Here is a 17,267-nt window from a genome sequence, read left to right on the forward strand (position 1 = left end):
GCTTGCCCCCGATGACAGTGGATCAGTTAGAACATCCTTGACTGATACGCCGCCATCGGGGGCAAGCCCCCTCCCACATGTGTTATTCAATGGTTCTTGAAATAAGTGCTGGCCCGTCCTTTGCATTGACCCCCTAAAGCCTTAGGGGACACTGCCTTGAACATTCTTGACCTCGACCACAGCCTCACGGGCCAGGCGCCGATTGCCCGGCGTTTGGCCAATGGCCGCGCCCACCGTATCGACCTGCTCGACCTGGGCCCCAAGCTGCGCCTGTGGTCCACCGAAAAAACCTGGAAGCGCTTCGCCGAACGCATGGCCCAACGGCCCCGGCCCACGGATGCGCGCCCGGAAATCCTGTTTGTCGGCTCGGGTGATTACCATCACCTCACGCCGGCGTTTCTCGCCGATCTCAAAGAACCGATCAGCCTGATCCACTTCGACAACCACCCCGACTGGGTGCGCTTTGCGCCCAAGCGCCACTGTGGTTCGTGGGTCAATCGCGCGCTGAAAATGCCGGCGATCAAACGCATCGTCACCCTCGGCCCCTGCAGCGATGACCTGCATAACCCGCAACTGCGCGGCGGCAACCTTGGCGCCCTCAAGCGCGGGCACTTGCAGCTGTTTCCCTGGCAGCACGCGCCCTCGAAAGTCTGGGGGCGGGTCGGGGACGGCGCCGGCCATCGTCAGCAGGAAGACCACCTGCACTGGCGCAACCTGGCCGAGCTGGATTGGGCGGCTTTCCTGGAGCAGATGATCAGCAGCCTGCCCACCGAAGCGATCTGGATCACCCTCGACAAAGACGTGCTCGCCAGTGAAGACGCGGCCACCAACTGGGACCAGGGCGGCATGCGCCTGACCCACCTGCTGCAAGCCCTGCGGGCCTTGGCCGCGCGCAAGCGCATCATCGGCATTGATGTATGCGGCGAGTTCGCCCAGCCGGCTTTCAGCAACGCGTTCAAGCGCTGGGAAGCCAAGTCGGACCAGCCACCACCCGAGCGCTGGAGCGCGCAAGACCTGCAGCGTAACGCTGCCACCAATGAAGCCTTGATTGATCTGTTTGAGGAGCTGTTCCCGTGACCTTGACCGTGGTGTTGCTGGTGGCGTTTTCCATCGTGCTCGATGTGATCGGCCAGCTGTGTTTCAAGATCGGCCTGGACCGTTTGCCCGAGCTGGACGGCGGCTTTCGCCTGAATGCGTTCTGGGGCCAAGTGTTCAATGCGCCGTTGCTGTGGGCCGGGATCGGTGCTTATGCGATCGAATTTTTCGTGTGGCTCGAAGCCTTGTCCCGCGCGCCCTTGAGCCTATTGTTTCCGGCCGCCGCGCTGGCCTATTGCGGGGTGGTGCTGGCGGGCAAAGTGGTGTTGGGCGAGACCGTCAGCCGCCGCCGTTGGTTGGGCACGCTGGTGATTACCTTGGGAGTGATGTTGGTGGCGATTGCAGGGAGCCAGGCATGAGTACGCAAACGATGAATACCGGATGGCTGCACGGGCGCTTCGGCACGGTGGTGCTGTGGGCCTTGTTGATCTGCACCGAAAGCGCCGGTCAGCTGTTTACCAAAGTGGCCGGGGATCAACTGGGGCAGATGGATTTCAACTGGCAGTGGCTGGGTGAAGTGGCGCGCAACCCCGGGATCCTGGCGGCGATCGCCAGCTACATCGGTGCGTTTTTCGTGTGGATGCTGATCCTGCGGCGCAGCAGCCTGTCCCTGGCGTTTCCGCTGAGCTCACTGGTGTTTGTGGTGGTGTTGCTGGGGTCGTGGCTGGGGCTGGGGGAACATATCAGCCCGCTGCACTGGGTGGGGGTGGCGGTGATTATCGCCGGCATCGCCCTGCTGGCCGAAGGCGAAGAAAACTGATCACGTTGGCCTGGTTTGATTTTTGTGGTGAGCGAGCTTGCCTCGCGCAGGGCAAGCCTGCTCACCACAGGGGTTAGTGGCGAGTCAGGGTTTTCTGTGCGCCACCAGAAAGCCCAACCCGTGTGACACTGGAAGCTGCTTCACCCCCGCCTCACGCTGTTGCTCGGCAATCTCCCGATGAAACGCCTTCACCTTGGTCCAGTGCATCTTCGGTCGGTAGTGGTGCTCGGCGTGGTAGCCGTTGTTCATCCAGATCAGGTTGTACAGCACGCTGTAGGAACTCACGCCCCAGGCAATCGGCAGGTCCGGGTTGCCGCCGAAGTGTTCGTAGTAGCCATTGAGCGACGACAGGCACTGGCCCAGGTACCAGACCGGCAACAGCCACAGCACCGCCTGCCAGTTGTAGAACGCCAGGGCGACATAGAACGCCACCGTCACGATGATCTCGACTTTGACCCAGCGTGCATCGGCCGGGCGTTTGCGCTTCATCTCGTCATAGAACGGCTTGGGATCGTCGCGGAAAAAACTCAGGAAGGTATAGGCCCACGGGTTTTCTGGTTGGCCATTGTGGCCGCGCTGGTAGATCGACAGCGGGTCGATGGTTGTGCCATCCGGCCCCGGTAGGTCGGCGTTACCACGGTGATGGCGGTTGTGGATATCGCGGTAGAGCGTCTGGGAAAAACCGATGGTCATCGACAGCAGCAGGTCGAAGGCCCGGTTCATCGCGCGATGGGTGAAGTAGGCGTTGTGGATCTGGTTGTGGGAGATGCTGTTGATGCTCCACGACAAGCTGATCGCGTAGATCAGTGCCAGGGGCACCAGCGCCCACCAGCTCAGGCGATGGAAGGCGGCAACCAGCCAGATGACAAAGGCGAAATGCGCCAGGCCCAGGGCGATGGGCACGAGGTCCCAGAGCGAGTGATGCAGCAGGCGGTAAGCGGGGCGAGCCATGAAGAGTGTCCTGGAAAAATGGATTCCAGCACCTCATTGCAAACCCCAGACCAACCTCAATCGAATGTGTAGCTGATGGCCGTCTGCACCTGGCCCTGGTTCACTTCGCCGGTCTGCCGGACGATGCTGCTGTCCGCCGCCGAGCCCACCAGATGCACCCAGCTCGCGCTGGTCAGCAACGACCATTTGGCCGCCAGCGGAAACTCGAAACTCTGGGTCAGCGTCACGTTCTGGAAGCCGCCGCTGGCGTTGTACGGCCGAAAGCCCGAAGCGGCTGCCTCGTTGTCATCCACGCCGAAAAACGTCTGGGTTTGGCGGGCATCGGCGAAGTGCGCCACCAGGCCACTGCTGCCGATCACACCGCTGCCCAACGGGTAGCCCAATTCGCCGCCGACCTTGCCCAGCGCGCCGCTCTGCGAATGGCCGCCGCCGACGGCCTGGCCCAGCTGTGCATACACCCGCCAGAAATCAGCCGGTGCGTACTGAACGAAACCGCCTACCTCGGCCATGTCCGACACATTGCGCAAGCCCTGCAGCGAGCCGTTCGAGGTGCGCCCCTGCAGGTAATTGATATACGGGCCGGCGGTAAAACCGTTGGTGTCCAAGGCGCTCCAGGTCAAGCCGTCGTCGGTACTCAGGCTGACAGTGCCCCAGTCCAGATCGACGTAGGGAACGGGCCGCGTTTCGTAGCGGCTGCCGGTAGGGTCATGGGGCTGGTAGCTGACGCCTGCGCCGACGTCGCCGGTGATACCGGCGGCCTGAGCCGCGTTCGAAACGCTCCAGAGGCCCAGTAAACCGGCCAGTGCAGCGCAAGTGATCCTCAACATGGTCACTGTTCCTTGATTGATTACGTGCGCATGAACGCGCAAAGCATCGACCCCGCGCAAGCACTCATCTTGTTTGTAGCAAGCTACAAAAATTGTAGCTCCTGCGACACAAATCACCCTCGAAGCCGAGCCAAGCCCCAGCCCCGCTGGGCTTGCGCCAGTTGGCACAGTCCCTGCTCTACACCTTTTTGCAAGCGCACACAGCGCGCTCCTCCAAGGTAAACAACGATGATCCAATGGCATATCGTGTGTGACTTCGACGGGACCATCACCCCCACCGATGTCATCGACAACGTCCTCCAACGCTTCGCCGGCCCCGAGTGGGAAACCATCGAACAGGAATGGCTGGATGGGCATATCGGTTCACGCGAATGCCTGAGCCGCCAACTGGCGCTGATCAAGGCCACCCCCTCCGAGCTGCTTTCGTATTTCGACAGCGTCGAGATCGACCCGGACTTCCCGGATTTCGTCGACCACGTGATCGGCCTGGGTGCATCCATCGAAGTGGTCAGCGACGGCATCGAGCAGGGCATTGCGCGGATTCTGTCACGCAACTACGTGACCCTGCTGCCGATCCTCGCCAACCGCCTGCGCCAGGTCGACCAGAACAGCTGGCGCATCGACTTCCCGTATGCCAGCGATGCCTGCCGTGCCGCCTCCGGCAACTGCAAGTGCAAGTCCACGCCGCGCAACAAGCGCGTGCTGGTGATCGGCGACGGCAAGTCCGACATGTGCGTGGCCTCCACCGCCGACTTTGTGTTTGCCAAGGGCAGCCTCGCCGACTACTGCGTGGCCCACGACATCCCACACGCGCGCTTCGACACCTTCGCCGAAGTGCCGGCATTGCTGGCGCTGCTGCCACAAGGCATCGCCGCCAACGCCAACTCCTTTACTGCTGACAACCAGGAACTCTTCCACCATGTCTGATATCCGTATCGCTACCGCCGAAGACCAGGTTCTTCTGGATAAAGAAGCCAAGTATTGCTCCTACGGCGACACCGTTCACTACATCGAACCACCCCGTATTTTCAGCCGCTGCGAAGGCTCCTACGTGTGGGACACCGAAGACCAGGCCTACCTCGACCTGCAGATGTGGTACTCGGCGGTCAATTTCGGCTATGCCAACCCGCGCCTGAACAATGCGCTGAAACAGCAGATCGACACGCTGCCGCAAATCGCCAGCCAGTACCTGCACAAGGGCAAGATCGAGCTGTCGGAAATGATCGCGGTGGACGCCAAGAAGAAATTCGGCCTCGACGGTCGCGTGCACTTCAACGTCGGCGGTTCGCAGTCCATCGAAGACTCCCTGAAGGTGGTGCGTAACGCCACCAACGGCAAGAGCCTGATGTTCGCCTTCGAAGGCGGCTACCACGGGCGTACCCTCGGCGCCTCGTCGATCACCTCCAGCTACCGCTACCGTCGCCGCTACGGCCACTTCGGCGAGCGTGCGCAGTTCATTCCGTTCCCGTACCACTTCCGTGGCCCTAAAGGCATGACCAAGGAAGAATACGGCAGCCACTGCGTGCAGCAATTCGCCCGCCTGTTCGAGACCGAATACAACGGTGTGTGGGACCCGAAAGTCGGCCAGAGCGAATACGCCGCGTTTTACGTCGAGCCGATCCAGGGCACCGGCGGCTACGTGATCCCGCCGATGAACTTCTACCGCGAACTCAAGCAGGTGCTGGATCAGCACGGCATCCTGATGGTGTCCGACGAAATCCAGATGGGCTTCTACCGCACCGGCAAGTTGTGGTCGATCGAGCACTTCGACGTGCAACCGGACGTGATCGTGTTCGGCAAGGCCCTGACCAACGGCCTCAACCCGCTGGGTGGCATCTGGGCCCGTGAAGAGTTGATCAACCCGAAGGTCTTCCCGCCAGGTTCCACCCACTCCACCTTCGCCTCCAACCCGTTGGGCACGGCGGTCGGCCTGGAAATGTTCAAGATGACCAACGAAGTCGACTACGGCGCGATGGTCATGGCCAAGGGCAAATTCTTCCTCGAAGGCCTGCAAGACCTGCAAAAACGTTTCCCGATCATCGGCGACGTCGACGGCCTGGGCCTGGCCCTGCGCTGCGAAATCTGCGGCCCGGATGGTTTCACGCCAGACAAGGCGACCCTGGACTACATGGTCGAAGAAGGCATGAAGGGCGACATGGTGGTGGACGGCCAGAAACTCGGGCTGATCCTCGACGTGGGCGGTTACTACAAGAACGTGATCACCCTGGCACCGTCCCTGGAAATCAGCTACCCGGAAATCGAACTGGGCCTGAAGCTGCTCGAGCAACTGCTGGTGCGGGCGACCAACCGGTGAACACAGCAGAGATCGACCTCGGTGAAGGTACCGCCGGCTTCGTTCTCGGTGACGGCCCGGTCGGGATCCTGTTGATCCACGGCCTGACCGGCACCCCGACGGAATTGCGCCAGGTCGCCAAGGGCCTGGCCAAGGCGGGCAACTGCACGGTGTACGTGCCCACCCTGGCCGGGCACTGCGGTGACAACAGTGACCTGCAGGCCACGGGCTGGCTGGACTGGTACGAAGGCGTGCGCAAGACCTTCGTGGGCGTGAAGCAACGCCACGCGCAGGTGTTTGTCGGCGGCTTGTCGATGGGCGCGGTGATGTCGATGTACCTGGCGTCGGAGCATCCGGGCCAGGTGGCCGGTTTGCTGATGTATTCCACCACGCTCAAGTACGACGGGTGGAGCATCAACAAAATGGCGTTCATCACGCCGTTGCTCATCCGTATCCCGTTCGGCGTACGCCTGTTTCGATTCACCGAGAAGCCGCCCTACGGCATCAAGAATGAACGCCTGCGCGCCATCGTTGAACGGCAAATGAAGGAAGGCGAAAGCAGCGAGGCGGGCCTGTTGACGATGGAGGGCGTGACAGTGCGTGAATTGCACTGGATGAACGCCGTGGTCAAAAAACGCATGCCGTCGATCAACGTACCGGCGCTGGTATTGCACTCCATCGAGGACGACATCACCAGCCGCTGGAACGCCGATTACGTGGAACGCCACCTCGGCGGGCCGGTGACCAAGATCCTGTTGGACAACTGCTACCACATGATCACCGTCGACCTGCAATACCGCCGGGTGATCGAATTGAGTGCGGGGTTCGTCGAACAGCATGCCCAGGCCATCCCGGCCCCTCAAGATTATCGACAGCGGGCATAAGCCTTAAGGACACGATGTGATCACCGCCCAAGCCTTCCCGACCATCCGGGCTATCCAGCGCAGTGCCTGGAACGACTGTTTCCCGGGTGCCCTGGAGGACTGGGACTATTACGTTGCCGTGGAAAACGCCGCCATTGATGATTTTCAGTGGCGTTATCTCGCGGTTTATCAAGATGGAACGCTGGTGGCGGTGGCGGCCGCGTTCATCACGCATTATCGCCTCGACACCACGGTGTCGGGTGCCGGCAAGCGCTTGGCCGAGCGTGTGGAGCGATTGTGGCCGGGGCTTTTGCAACTGGGGCTGTATGCCCTCGGATCGCCAGTGGCCGAACGCTGTGACGTGGGTTTCGCCAGCAGCGTGCCGGATGCCCCGCGTCCGCTGTTGCTCAAGCACCTGCTGCAGGCCGCTCGCCAGGATGCCGATGACTTCGGCATCGGCCTGGTGGCGGTCAAGGATGCGCCGAGCAAAGACCCGCACTGGCTCGAGAGTTGCCGGGCGGCGGGCTTCCAAAGCATGCCGAGCCTGCCCACGGGCGTGTTGCCGCTGCCCTATGGTTCGGTGGATGCCTACCTGGGCTCGCTGGGCAAATCCACCCGCAAGGACCTGCGCCGCAAGCTGCGCGCGCCGGGCCCGCGGGTAGAATGGCGGCGCAACATCGACGACGTGCTGCCCGAAGTCATGCGCCTGTACGAAGCCACGCTCACGCGTGCCGAGTTGCAGTTCGAGCGGCTGCCAGCCGGTTACTTCACCTCGGTGCTCGAACGGCTTGATGAGCGCGCGGTCTGTGTTCTTTACTGGGTGGACGAGCAACTGGTGGCGTTCAACCTGGTGCTGGTCGACCAACACCGGCTGGTGGACAAGTTTTTCGGGCATGACGTCGCGTTCACCCGCGACTACAACCTGTACTTCCGCAGTTGGCTGACCAATGTCGACTACTGTATTCAACACAATATTGCCGTGTATGAGTGCGGCCAGGCCGGGTATGCCAGTAAGCTGCGCCTGGGCTGCGAGTTCCAGGGCAACAGTGTGTTTTTTCGCCACCGCAACCGGCTGGTCAACGGCCTGCTCAAGCTTGTAAAACTGTTTATTCGACCGGATCGTTCCGACCCTGCCATGGCTGCTGCGATAAGCGAAACCTGATGATCACCAAGACCCGCCAGAAAGCCCGCCCCTTTGCCATTTCGCGTTGGAGCGTCCAGCGCAAGCTGGTGCTGGCGTTCTGGTTGGTCAGCGTGATTCCCACCATGATCGCAGCAGAGCTGGCCGCCACCACGTTGTCGCAGATCTTCGACAGCAACGTGCGCATTTGGCTGCAGGAGTCGACCAAGATCGTCAAGGACGAAATCGGCGACATCCTTCATGACAACGCGCGCATGGCCAAGCTGTTCCTGCGCTACACCAGCCCGCCCTCCAACCGGCAGGCGGCCAAGCACGACCGGCTGACTGCCGACATTGCCGATGCCACGGACATCGACGTGGTCGCACTGATCCGCGTCAGCGACCACAAGCTGGTGTTCAGCACCGCCTCCGACGACATCGTCAAACAGATCAGCCTGACCAGCAACGCGGTGTTGCAGACCGTGCAGGTGGCCGGGGTGAGCACCGGGATCGTGGTGTCCACTTTCGAGACCACCCAGGACGGCGTCGATTACCTGCTGCTGGTGGCCACGTACCTGGACAGCAGTTTCCTCACCAGCGTGGCCGATGTGCATTCCCTCGACCTGCGCCTGTACCTGGCCAACCCCGATGGGTTCTCCGAGATCTTCTCCACCCAGCGCTTCGAGGATCACCCCTCGCGCATCCCCAAGAACGTCGAAACTGCGATGCGCAGCACCAAGCAGCCCAGCGAGCAGTTCACCAATAACTACAGTGGGTTGTACTGGCCGATCTTCAACGACGCCGGCGACTTGCAGGGCGTGATTTTCAGCGGCCTGCTGCGCCACACCAGCCTGGTGGGGCTGGTGAACCAGAGCAACCTGTTCGTGCTGATCTTCCTGCTCAGCTCGGCATTGTCGCTGGCGGCGGGGGTGTTGGTGTCGCGGCGCCTGACCAAGCCGCTGCGAGACCTGTCCCAAGGCGTGAGCGCGGTGATCTCCGGCGATTACGCGCACCGCGTGGTGGTCAGTGGCGGCGACGAGCTGGCGCAGTTGAGCAGCACCTTCAACCATATGACCGAACGCCTGGGCGAGTTGCATTACCTCGAAGCCCAGCTGCGCCGGCGTGATCGCCTGCATGCCCTGGGTGAAGTCGCCATGGGCCTGGCCCACGAGATCCGCAACCCGCTGGGCATCATCAAGACGGCCACACAGTTGCTGCACCGCCGCGCCGACCTGGCGGACACCGACAAGCGCCACCTGGAATACGTGATCAGTGAAGTCAGCCGCATCAACGACCTGATCACCGAGTTCCTCGACTTCGCCAAGCCCAACCCGCCGCTGCGCGTGTTGCAGCCTGCGCGCCCGTTGGTGGAGGAAATCCTCGGTTTCTGCGCCCCGGAACTGGCCACCCATAACATCGACGCGCACATCGATGACCAGGCGCCGGGGGCGACGATCTACGCGGACGCCAAACAGCTCAAGCAGGCGTGCCTCAACCTGATCCTCAACGCCATCGACGCGATGCCCGAAGGCGGGCGCCTGACCGTGGGCATTCGCACGCTGGACGACAACACCGTGATCAGCATCGCCGACACCGGCCAAGGTATCCCGGCGGAAATGATCGAGCGTATCTTCACGCCATTCGTCACCACCAAGGCCTCTGGCACCGGCCTGGGCCTGGCCAAAGTCTATTCGATCATGGAAAGTCACGACGGCAGCATCGAATGTGCCAGTGAGAAAGATGCCGGCGCCACCTTCAGCCTGTACATTCCGGCGATTGGCGAAGACGACGAGGACAGTCATGACGCATAACATTCTGGTAGTCGACGACGAACCCAAGCTCTGCGACCTGCTGGCGTCGGCCCTGGGCCAGAACGATGTGCAGGTGTTTATCGCCGGCAACGGCCTGCACGCGCTCAAGGTGCTGGAGCAGGAAGACATCGACCTGGTGATCAGCGACTGGCGCATGCCCGGCATGGACGGGCCGGCGCTGCTCGCCGAGATCAAGGTGCGTTACCCCCATGTGCCGGTGATCGTGATGACCGCCTACAGCACGGTGAAAAACGCGGTGCAGTCGATGCGCAACGGCGCCTACGACTACATCGCCAAGCCGTTCGACATCGACGAGCTGGACATCACCGTGGCCAAGGCCCTGCAGTTTCGCGACATCATGCGCGACAACGCGCGCATGCGTGCCGAGCTGGATGAACACGCGCAGTTCGACAGCCTGGTGGGCGACAGCCCGGCGTTTCGCAAAGTACTGCAAGCCGTGGACTCGGTGCGCGACAGCAGCGCCACCATCTTGCTGACCGGCGAAAGCGGCACTGGCAAGGAAATGGTCGCACGCGCCATCCACAAACACGGCAGCCGTGCCGACCAGCCTTTCGTTGCGGTCAACTGTGCGGCGATCCCGGAAGGCTTGCTGGAAAGCGAAATGTTCGGCCATCGCAAAGGCGCGTTTACCGGTGCGGTGGCCGACCGGGTAGGACGCTTCCAACAGGCCGACAAGGGCACGTTGTTTCTCGACGAAGTGGGCGACATGCCGTTGGCGTTGCAGGCGAAGATCCTGCGGGCGTTGCAGGAGCGGGTGATCGAACCGGTGGGCGACCCGCGCGAGCGCAAGGTGGACGTGCGCGTCATTGCCGCCACCAACAAGAATTTGCTGGACGCGGTGGCCAACAAAGAGTTTCGCGAAGATCTGTATTACCGCCTCAATGTCTTCCCGATCCCGCTGCCGGCCTTGCGTGAACGGGTGGAAGACATCGCGCCGTTGGCCCGCCACTTCGCCCACACCCTGAGTGCCACCGCCGGCAAACGTATCACTGGCTTCAGCCCGGAGGCGTTGCAGGCTATGGCGGCGTATCACTGGCCGGGTAATATCCGTGAGCTGCAGAACTGCGTAGAGCGCGCGACCATCGTGGCGGCGTCGCCGGTAATCGAGGATATCGACCTGCCGGGTTACCTGTTTGCGTCCAAGCCGAGCGAGGGCGGTGTGACGGCGATTCTGAGCGATGGGCCGGGCATTCCCCAGGACCTGGATGCGGCGCTGGCAGAGGTCGAGAAGGCCTATATCCTGGCAGCGTTGCAGGAGAGCAACGGCGTACAGGCTGCGGCGGCGGCGAAGATTGGGATATCGGAGCGCAGTTTCTGGTATCGCCTGAAGAAGCTGGGTATCCAGGTCGACAAGATCGTCCGCTGACACACTGAGGTTCAAATGTGGGAGGGGGCTTGCTCGCGAAAGCGGTGTGTCAGTCAAATATGTTCCAACTGAACCACCGCATTCGCGAGCAAGCCCGCTCCCACAGTTTTGACCGTGTTGGGTCAGGCGTGAACGCGGACCCAGATGCTGACCAATATCGTAGCGGCCATCAACCACGCCACCGCCGCCACGGCCAGTGACGCTTCCAACCGCATCCGATCCACCATCACATACAACGTCGCCAGGTACACGAAGTACGGAATGATCGACCACATCCCGAACAGGATCGTGGTCTTTAAGTCGTCCACCGAACGGCCCTTGCCGACGATGTAGTGGGCGATCAACGCAAAGGTCGGAAACAGCGGCACCAGGCCTGCGATGTAGTAGTTCTTGGTCTTGGCCAGCGCCGCCAGGATCAACACCACTGCCGCGCCAAGGGCGGCCTTCAATACCAGATCCATCAGTGGCTCAACCCGTATTTTTTGACTTTGTCGAACAGCGTGGTCTTGGCCATCCCCAATTCCTGGCTGGCCTGGGTCAGGTTGCCGCCGCTGCGTTGCAGGGCGTCGTTGAGCAGGTTGCGCTCGAAGGCTTCCACCGCCTCGGTAAAGGCCAGGCCCTGGCTGCCGCTGCTGGCGCCGCTTTTCTTGAAGGCGGGCAGGCCGAGGGCGAAGCGTTCGGCGACGTTGCGCAGTTCACGCACGTTGCCGGGCCAGTCGTGGCTCATCAGGCTGGACAGGGTCTGGTTGTCCAGCTCTGGCACACTGCGGTCAAAACGCAGTGACGACTGCTGCAGGAAGTGTTCGAACAGTTGCAGGATGTCTTCGCGGCGTTCGCGCAGGGGCGGCAGTTCCAGCGTCACCACGTTGAGACGGTAGTACAGGTCGCTGCGGAACTGGCTGGCGCGGCTCAGTTCGTCGAGGTCGGACTTGGTGGCGGCGATCACTCGGCAATCCACCGCGACGCTCTGGTTGGAACCCAGGCGTTCGAGGGTGCGTTCCTGCAACACCCGCAACAGTTTGATCTGCAGGTTGATCGGCATGCTTTCCACTTCGTCGAGGAACAGCGTGCCTTCGTGGGCGTGTTCGATCTTGCCGATGCGACGCTTGCCCGCACCGGTAAAGGCGTTGGCTTCGTGGCCGAAGATCTCGCTCTCGAACAGGTTCTCCGGCAGCCCGCCGCAGTTCAGGGCGACGAACTGGTGGGAGTGACGGCGGCTGAAGTCATGCAGGCAGCGTGCGACCAGTTCCTTGCCGGTGCCGGTCTCACCCTCGATCAGCACGTTGGCCGAGGTGTCGGCGACGTTGGCGATCAATTCGCGCAGGTTCTGCATGGCTGGCGAACGGCCAATGATGCGGCCTTCCAGCGAGTCGCGCTCGGCCAGTTGGCGGCGCAGCGACCAGACTTCCCGCGCCAGCCCGCGCTGCTCCAGTGCGCGGCGGGCGACATCGACCAGGCGTTCGGGGGAGAAGGGCTTTTCCATGAAGTCGTAGGCGCCGTTGCGCATCGCGCCGACGGCCATGGAGATATCGCCATGCCCGGTGATCAGCACCACCGGCAGGCTTTTATCCAGGGCCTTGAGGCGCGTGAGCAACTCCAGGCCGTCGATGCCCGGCAGGCGGATATCGCTGATCACAATGCCCGCGAAGTTCTCGCCAATACGCTTCAATGCTTCTTCGGCACTGCCCACGCCGACGCTGGGAATGTCTTCCAGGGCCAGGGCTTGCTGGCAGCCCAGCAGCACATGGGGGTCGTCTTCGACGATCAGTACGGTGAGGTCGTCTTTAAGGGCTGTAGCGTCTGTATTCATGTCGACTCAGCTTTTTGAGCGCCCGCCAACGGCAGGCACAAGACAAAGGCCGTTCCACCACTGGCCGGGTGCTCCACGGCGAGGTTGCCGCCGGTGGCTGCTGCGAGGCTGGCGGACAGGGTCAGGCCCAGGCCCAGGCCTTGCTCGCCGGGTTTGGTGGTGAAGAACGGTTCGAACAAATGCTTGCGCGCCTCGGGGTCGATGCCGTGGCCATTGTCGCGCACTTGCAGGCGGTATTTATCGTCGACGGTGCTGCCTTCCAGCCACAGTTCGGGAGCCGGTTGGGCTTGCATGGCGTCGAGGGCATTGCCGATCAGGTTGACCAGGATCTGCTCCAGGCGCGTCTGGTCGATTTGCAGTTGGGCGTTGGAAAAGTCGCGGTGCAGGGTCAGTGGCAGGCTGTCCAGGCGTGCGCCGAGTACCTGGAACGTGGCGTCCACCGCCTTGGCGAGGCTGGCTTCACCCTGATCGTCGCCGCGTCGGGCGAAGGAGCGCAGGCTGGCGGTGATGCGGCCCATGCGGTCGATCAGTTCGTTGATGGTCTTGAGGTTGGCGCTGGCAGTATCCAGGGCGCCACGTTCGAGGAAGCGCACGGTGTTGCCGGACAGGGTGCGCAGCGCGGCCAGGGGCTGGTTCAATTCGTGGGCAATGCTGGTCGACATCTGGCCGATGGCCGCCAACTTGCCGGCCTGCACCAGTTCATCCTGGGCGCGGCGCAGGGTTTCCTCGGCCTGGCGCCGTTCACGGATCTGGCCCTTGAGCCGTTCATTGCTGGCGCGCAGGTCGGCGGTGCGTTCGGCAATCCGCCGCTCCAGCTGGCTGTTGGCTTCTTGCAGGGCTTCGCGCGCGGCGAGGCGGGTGGCGATGACCTTGCGACGCTCGTTCCAGGCAATCAGCAAAAACGCCACCAGGCCAAACGCGACCGCCACCAGGATGCCCTGGTTGATCGCGGCGCGGCGCAGGTCGTTGAGCGGGGTCAGCAGGGTGAAATTCCAGGGGGTATCGTTGAGCGGGCGGGTCTGGGCCAGGTAGCTGACTTCATGCTCGTCGTTGACCACTTCGCTGTTGGCGGGAAAGGTCAGTTTCTCGGTACCTTCGTTGAGGCGCTCGCGGGCCAGGGGCTCCAGCTCGTTCAGCGTTGCCCAGTAATATTGCAGGCTGTGGGCCAGGCGGTCCTTGGTGTCATCGCTCAGCGGGCGCACGGCCTTGAGCCGGCGGGCCGGGTCGCTGGAGAGAATGATGATGCCGTTCTCGTCGCTCACAAAGGCTTCGAGGCGTGCGCGTTGCCAGCGTTCTTCCAGGGCTTCGAGGCGCACCTTGACCACGGCGACACCGATGATCTTGCCATGCTCCTCCAGGCCGTGGGCCAGGTAGTAGCCGGGTTCGCCGTTGGTGCTGCCGATGCCATAGAAACGCCCGGGCTGGCCACGTACGGCGTTCTGGAAATAGGCGCGGAAGGACAGGTCTTCACCCTGGTAACTGTCGGCATCGCGCCAGTTACTGGTGGCCAGCACACGGCCGGTGGTGTCCATCACGTAGATGGCCCGACTGCGACTGCGTCGGTTCAGGCCTTCGAGATAATCGTTGACGGTCTTGCGGGTTTCCTGGTTCGGGTCGGCCAGCAGCGTGGAGACGCTGGACTCCAGTTCCAGCAGGCTGGGCAGGTAGGTGTATTTGCTCAGTTCGCTTTCGACGGTGCGGGCATGCAACTCCAGCTGACGTTCGCCGGTGTCGCTGAGGGTGCGGATGCCGTAGTACTCACTGATCCAGAAGCCGATATAACCCAGGCCGATCATCAGGGCGATGATCAACGGTGGCAGGAACAGTTGGCGGATCAGACGTGGTTTCACGGCAAGTGATGGCGGTGCGGCGCGAAATTGGTTGGGGTCGCATTTCATCACAGATGCCTTGGGTCAACCAGAGCCGCAAGCCCTGTGACGAACATGGCTCATGTAGGCGCTGGCCTGCCAGCGATGCAGGCACCTCGGTGTGTCTGTGACACCGAGGTGATTCTATCGCTGGCAAGCCAGCTCCTACACAAAACCGGTTCCCACAGGGAAAACGGGCCTGCTTTTTAGTGCTGCAGGATTTTCTCAAGGAAGTGCTGCGCGCGTTCGGAGCGGGCGTTGATGTCGCCGAAGAACTCCTCTTTCGGGCAGTCTTCGATGATCTTGCCGGCGTCCATGAAGATCACGCGGTCGGCGACTTTGCGGGCGAAGCCCATTTCGTGGGTCACGCACATCATGGTCATGCCTTCGTGGGCCAGTTGCACCATCACGTCGAGCACTTCGTTGACCATTTCCGGGTCCAGCGCCGAGGTCGGTTCGTCGAACAGCATGACGATCGGGTCCATGGCCAGGGCGCGGGCGATTGCCACACGTTGTTGCTGGCCGCCGGAAAGCTGGCCCGGGTGCTTGTGGGCGTGCGCCGACAGGCCGACGCGCTCCAGCAGTTGCAGGCCCTTCTTGGTGGCTTCTTCCTTGCTGCGGCCGAGCACCTTGATCTGCGCGATGGTCAGGTTTTCGGTAATGGTCAGGTGCGGGAACAGCTCGAAGTGCTGGAACACCATGCCCACGCGCGAGCGCAGTTTCGGCAGGTCTGTCTTCGGGTCGGCAATCGAGGTGCCGTCCACGACCACGTCGCCTTTCTGGAACGGTTCCAGCGCGTTGACGCACTTGATCAGGGTGGATTTACCCGAGCCGGACGGCCCGCACACCACGATCACTTCGCCTTTTTTAACCTCGGTGCTGCAATCGGTCAGCACCTGGAAGTCGCCATACCACTTGTTGATGTTCTTGATAGAGATCATACGGCAAACCTTTTTTGCAGACGCTTGACCAGCAGCGAGGCGGAAAAGCTGATGATGAAGTAGACGACACCGGCGAAGATCAGGAACTCATTGGAGCGGCCGATGATGTCGCCGTTGGAGCGGGCGGAGTTGAGGAAGTCCACCAGGCCCACGGTGTAGACCAGCGAGGTGTCCTGGAACAGGATGATCGACTGTTGCAGCAGCAACGGAGTCATCTTGCGGAACGCCTGGGGCAGGATGATCAGGCGCATGGTCTGGCCATAGGTCATGCCCATTGCCTGTGCCGCCGCCATCTGGCCCTTGGGGATCGACTGCACGCCGGCCCGCACGATTTCACAGAAGTACGCGGCTTCGAACATCATGAAGGCCACGACGCACGAGGTGAACGCACCGATCGGGGTGTCTTCGCCGGTGATCCAGCGCAACACGAACGGCACCGCCAGGTAGAACCAGGTGATCACCAGCAGCAACGGGATCGAGCGGAAGTAGTTCACGTAGGCGCCAGCCACGCGGGACAACAGTTTGCTGGACGACAGGCGCATCAGCGCCAGGACCGTACCCAGCGCGATACCGCCGATCACGCCCATGACCATCAACTGCAAGGTCATGACCATGCCGTTCCACAGGCCCGGGATGGCGGGGATGATGCCGCTGAAATCGAATTCCATTATTTACCCCCCACGGAGATCAGGCCGGGCACCGCGACTTTCTTCTCGACCACGCGCATCAGCAGCATCAGGCTCATGTTCAGGGTGAAGTAGATCAGCGTGGCCAGGGTGAAGGCTTCAAACAGGTTGGCCGAGAACTCGGCGGTCTGTTTGGTTTGCGCCAGCAGTTCCATCAGGCCGATCAAGGACGCCACGGAGGAGTTCTTGAAGACGTTGAGGAATTCCGAGGTGAGCGGCGGAATGATGATCCGGTAAGCCTGCGGCAGCAGCACGTTCCAGTAGATCTGCGGTAGCTTGAAGCCCATGGCGCGTGCCGCGGATTCCTGGCCGCGTGGCAGCGCCTGGATACCGGTACGCACTTGCTCACACACACGGGCGGCGGTGAACAGGCCCAGGCACACGACAACGCTCAGATAGGCCGAGGTGGTCGGGTTGAGGTCTTGTTTGTACCAGTCCTGCAGGTTCTGCGGCAGCATGTCGGGTACCAGGAAGTACCAGATAAACAGCTGAACCAGCAGCGGCACGTTACGAAACAGTTCCACATAGCAGGTCGCGATGCCCGCTACGATGCGGTTTGGCACGGTGCGCATGACGCCCAGAATGGACCCCAGCAGCAAGGCGATAATCCATGCCACGACAGCGATGGCGATGGTCCAGCCCAAACCGGCGATGTACCAGTCGAGATAAGTCTCGCTGCCCACGCCAGTGGACTTGAAGAACACGCCCCAGTCCCAGTTGTAATTCATTAGGGTCTCCCCTCGAGATCGATCGATGTACAAGCACCCGCTTGGGGAAAATCCATTCCCGCCTGGCGATGAACGCCAGGCACACGCGATCGGCTCGAAAACCGCCAGGTCGAGTGTTCCAAAGTAA

The 17,267-nt window shown here is 62.0% G+C and carries 17 protein-coding genes; 9 read left to right on the top strand and 8 right to left on the bottom strand.

Annotated features, from left to right (window positions below; genetic code table 11):
• The first annotated feature begins 156 nt into the window (after positions 1-156).
• The 3 genes from KUA23_RS05795 to KUA23_RS05805 are packed head-to-tail and all read left to right on the top strand — an operon-like array spanning position 157 to position 1,855.
• Entirely contained in the window at positions 157-1,077 is a 921-nt protein-coding gene (locus KUA23_RS05795) for an arginase family protein (protein ID WP_078047100.1), read from the top strand.
• Entirely contained in the window at positions 1,074-1,454 is a 381-nt protein-coding gene (locus tag KUA23_RS05800; RefSeq protein ID WP_010212789.1) for a DMT family transporter, read from the top strand. Before KUA23_RS05795 ends, KUA23_RS05800 begins: the two co-directional genes overlap by 4 nt.
• Positions 1,451-1,855 carry an EamA family transporter gene (locus KUA23_RS05805; protein WP_078047101.1) on the top strand — a complete coding sequence of 135 codons (405 nt, stop codon included), beginning with the start codon at positions 1,451-1,453 and terminating at the stop codon, positions 1,853-1,855. The genes KUA23_RS05800 and KUA23_RS05805 overlap by 4 nt, the downstream gene beginning before the upstream one ends.
• Before the next feature lie 84 nt (positions 1,856-1,939).
• Here KUA23_RS05805 and KUA23_RS05810 read toward each other — a convergent pair whose 3' ends face one another.
• Positions 1,940-2,806, bottom strand: coding sequence for a fatty acid desaturase family protein (locus KUA23_RS05810; RefSeq protein WP_252993572.1), 867 nt, complete (start codon positions 2,804-2,806; stop codon positions 1,940-1,942).
• Positions 2,807-2,862: 56 nt separating this feature from the next.
• Positions 2,863-3,633 carry a MipA/OmpV family protein gene (locus tag KUA23_RS05815; protein WP_252993573.1) on the bottom strand — a complete coding sequence of 257 codons (771 nt, stop codon included), beginning with the start codon at positions 3,631-3,633 and terminating at the stop codon, positions 2,863-2,865.
• 228 nt (positions 3,634-3,861) lie between these two features.
• Between KUA23_RS05815 and KUA23_RS05820 the strand changes: the two genes are divergently transcribed.
• Genes KUA23_RS05820 through KUA23_RS05845 form a run of 6 tightly spaced genes read left to right on the top strand, consistent with a single transcriptional unit; the run spans position 3,862 to position 11,107 of the window.
• Positions 3,862-4,560 carry an MtnX-like HAD-IB family phosphatase gene (locus KUA23_RS05820; RefSeq protein ID WP_078047104.1) on the top strand — a complete coding sequence of 233 codons (699 nt, stop codon included), beginning with the start codon at positions 3,862-3,864 and terminating at the stop codon, positions 4,558-4,560.
• The gene (locus KUA23_RS05825) at positions 4,553-5,947 is read left to right on the top strand and encodes an aspartate aminotransferase family protein (RefSeq protein WP_078047105.1); all 1,395 of its coding nucleotides are present in this window, start codon (positions 4,553-4,555) and stop codon (positions 5,945-5,947) included. Before KUA23_RS05820 ends, KUA23_RS05825 begins: the two co-directional genes overlap by 8 nt.
• Positions 5,944-6,810, top strand: coding sequence for an alpha/beta hydrolase (locus KUA23_RS05830; protein WP_214496556.1), 867 nt, complete (start codon positions 5,944-5,946; stop codon positions 6,808-6,810). The genes KUA23_RS05825 and KUA23_RS05830 overlap by 4 nt, the downstream gene beginning before the upstream one ends.
• A gap of 16 nt (positions 6,811-6,826) precedes the next feature.
• Positions 6,827-7,951 (top strand): GNAT family N-acetyltransferase, encoded by a 1,125-nt coding sequence (locus KUA23_RS05835; protein ID WP_252993574.1) that lies wholly within the window; start codon positions 6,827-6,829, stop codon positions 7,949-7,951.
• Positions 7,951-9,720 carry a sensor histidine kinase gene (locus KUA23_RS05840; RefSeq protein ID WP_252993575.1) on the top strand — a complete coding sequence of 590 codons (1,770 nt, stop codon included), beginning with the start codon at positions 7,951-7,953 and terminating at the stop codon, positions 9,718-9,720. Before KUA23_RS05835 ends, KUA23_RS05840 begins: the two co-directional genes overlap by 1 nt.
• Positions 9,710-11,107, top strand: a complete 1,398-nt coding sequence (locus KUA23_RS05845) for a sigma-54-dependent transcriptional regulator (RefSeq protein WP_099494166.1) — start codon at positions 9,710-9,712, stop codon at positions 11,105-11,107. The genes KUA23_RS05840 and KUA23_RS05845 overlap by 11 nt, the downstream gene beginning before the upstream one ends.
• Positions 11,108-11,229: 122 nt before the next feature.
• On the opposite strand, the gene KUA23_RS05850 is transcribed toward KUA23_RS05845, so the two are convergent.
• The 6 genes from KUA23_RS05850 to KUA23_RS05875 form a co-directional block, all read right to left on the bottom strand.
• Complete coding sequence (locus KUA23_RS05850) at positions 11,230-11,568, bottom strand: GlpM family protein (protein ID WP_028619050.1); 339 nt, start codon at positions 11,566-11,568, stop codon at positions 11,230-11,232.
• Positions 11,568-12,917, bottom strand: a complete 1,350-nt coding sequence (gene aauR / locus KUA23_RS05855; protein ID WP_078047110.1) for a two-component response regulator AauR — start codon at positions 12,915-12,917, stop codon at positions 11,568-11,570. The genes KUA23_RS05850 and aauR overlap by 1 nt, the downstream gene beginning before the upstream one ends.
• A complete protein-coding gene (aauS, locus tag KUA23_RS05860) occupies positions 12,914-14,815 on the bottom strand; it encodes a two-component sensor histidine kinase AauS (protein ID WP_099494168.1) in 1,902 nt (633 codons plus the stop codon). The genes aauR and aauS overlap by 4 nt, the downstream gene beginning before the upstream one ends.
• 176 nt (positions 14,816-14,991) lie before the next feature.
• Positions 14,992-15,726 (bottom strand): amino acid ABC transporter ATP-binding protein, encoded by a 735-nt coding sequence (locus tag KUA23_RS05865; RefSeq protein WP_034102398.1) that lies wholly within the window; start codon positions 15,724-15,726, stop codon positions 14,992-14,994.
• Positions 15,723-16,394: an amino acid ABC transporter permease gene (locus KUA23_RS05870; RefSeq protein WP_078047112.1), complete on the bottom strand. Its 672-nt coding sequence runs from the start codon at positions 16,392-16,394 to the stop codon at positions 15,723-15,725. The genes KUA23_RS05865 and KUA23_RS05870 overlap by 4 nt, the downstream gene beginning before the upstream one ends.
• A complete protein-coding gene (locus KUA23_RS05875; RefSeq protein WP_071488705.1) occupies positions 16,394-17,140 on the bottom strand; it encodes an amino acid ABC transporter permease in 747 nt (248 codons plus the stop codon). Before KUA23_RS05875 ends, KUA23_RS05870 begins: the two co-directional genes overlap by 1 nt.
• Between the last annotated feature and the right edge of the window lie 127 nt (positions 17,141-17,267).

It is taken from the genome of Pseudomonas pergaminensis, from assembly GCF_024112395.2.
Classification (GTDB): domain Bacteria; phylum Pseudomonadota; class Gammaproteobacteria; order Pseudomonadales; family Pseudomonadaceae; genus Aquipseudomonas; species Aquipseudomonas pergaminensis.

What these genes read in the sequence shown, in the direction of transcription:
- KUA23_RS05805 (WP_078047101.1), top strand. Translation starts at nt 1,451, where the DNA reads ATGAGTACGCAAACGATGAATACCGGATGGCTGCACGGGCGCTTCGGC.
- KUA23_RS05810 (WP_252993572.1), bottom strand. Translation starts at nt 2,806, where the DNA reads ATGGCTCGCCCCGCTTACCGCCTGCTGCATCACTCGCTCTGGGACCTC.
- KUA23_RS05815 (WP_252993573.1), bottom strand. Translation starts at nt 3,633, where the DNA reads ATGTTGAGGATCACTTGCGCTGCACTGGCCGGTTTACTGGGCCTCTGG.
- KUA23_RS05820 (WP_078047104.1), top strand. Translation starts at nt 3,862, where the DNA reads ATGATCCAATGGCATATCGTGTGTGACTTCGACGGGACCATCACCCCC.
- KUA23_RS05825 (WP_078047105.1), top strand. Translation starts at nt 4,553, where the DNA reads ATGTCTGATATCCGTATCGCTACCGCCGAAGACCAGGTTCTTCTGGAT.
- KUA23_RS05840 (WP_252993575.1), top strand. Translation starts at nt 7,951, where the DNA reads ATGATCACCAAGACCCGCCAGAAAGCCCGCCCCTTTGCCATTTCGCGT.
- KUA23_RS05845 (WP_099494166.1), top strand. Translation starts at nt 9,710, where the DNA reads ATGACGCATAACATTCTGGTAGTCGACGACGAACCCAAGCTCTGCGAC.
- KUA23_RS05850 (WP_028619050.1), bottom strand. Translation starts at nt 11,568, where the DNA reads ATGGATCTGGTATTGAAGGCCGCCCTTGGCGCGGCAGTGGTGTTGATC.
- aauR (WP_078047110.1), bottom strand. Translation starts at nt 12,917, where the DNA reads ATGAATACAGACGCTACAGCCCTTAAAGACGACCTCACCGTACTGATC.
- aauS (WP_099494168.1), bottom strand. Translation starts at nt 14,815, where the DNA reads ATGAAATGCGACCCCAACCAATTTCGCGCCGCACCGCCATCACTTGCC.
- KUA23_RS05865 (WP_034102398.1), bottom strand. Translation starts at nt 15,726, where the DNA reads ATGATCTCTATCAAGAACATCAACAAGTGGTATGGCGACTTCCAGGTG.
- KUA23_RS05870 (WP_078047112.1), bottom strand. Translation starts at nt 16,394, where the DNA reads ATGGAATTCGATTTCAGCGGCATCATCCCCGCCATCCCGGGCCTGTGG.
- KUA23_RS05875 (WP_071488705.1), bottom strand. Translation starts at nt 17,140, where the DNA reads ATGAATTACAACTGGGACTGGGGCGTGTTCTTCAAGTCCACTGGCGTG.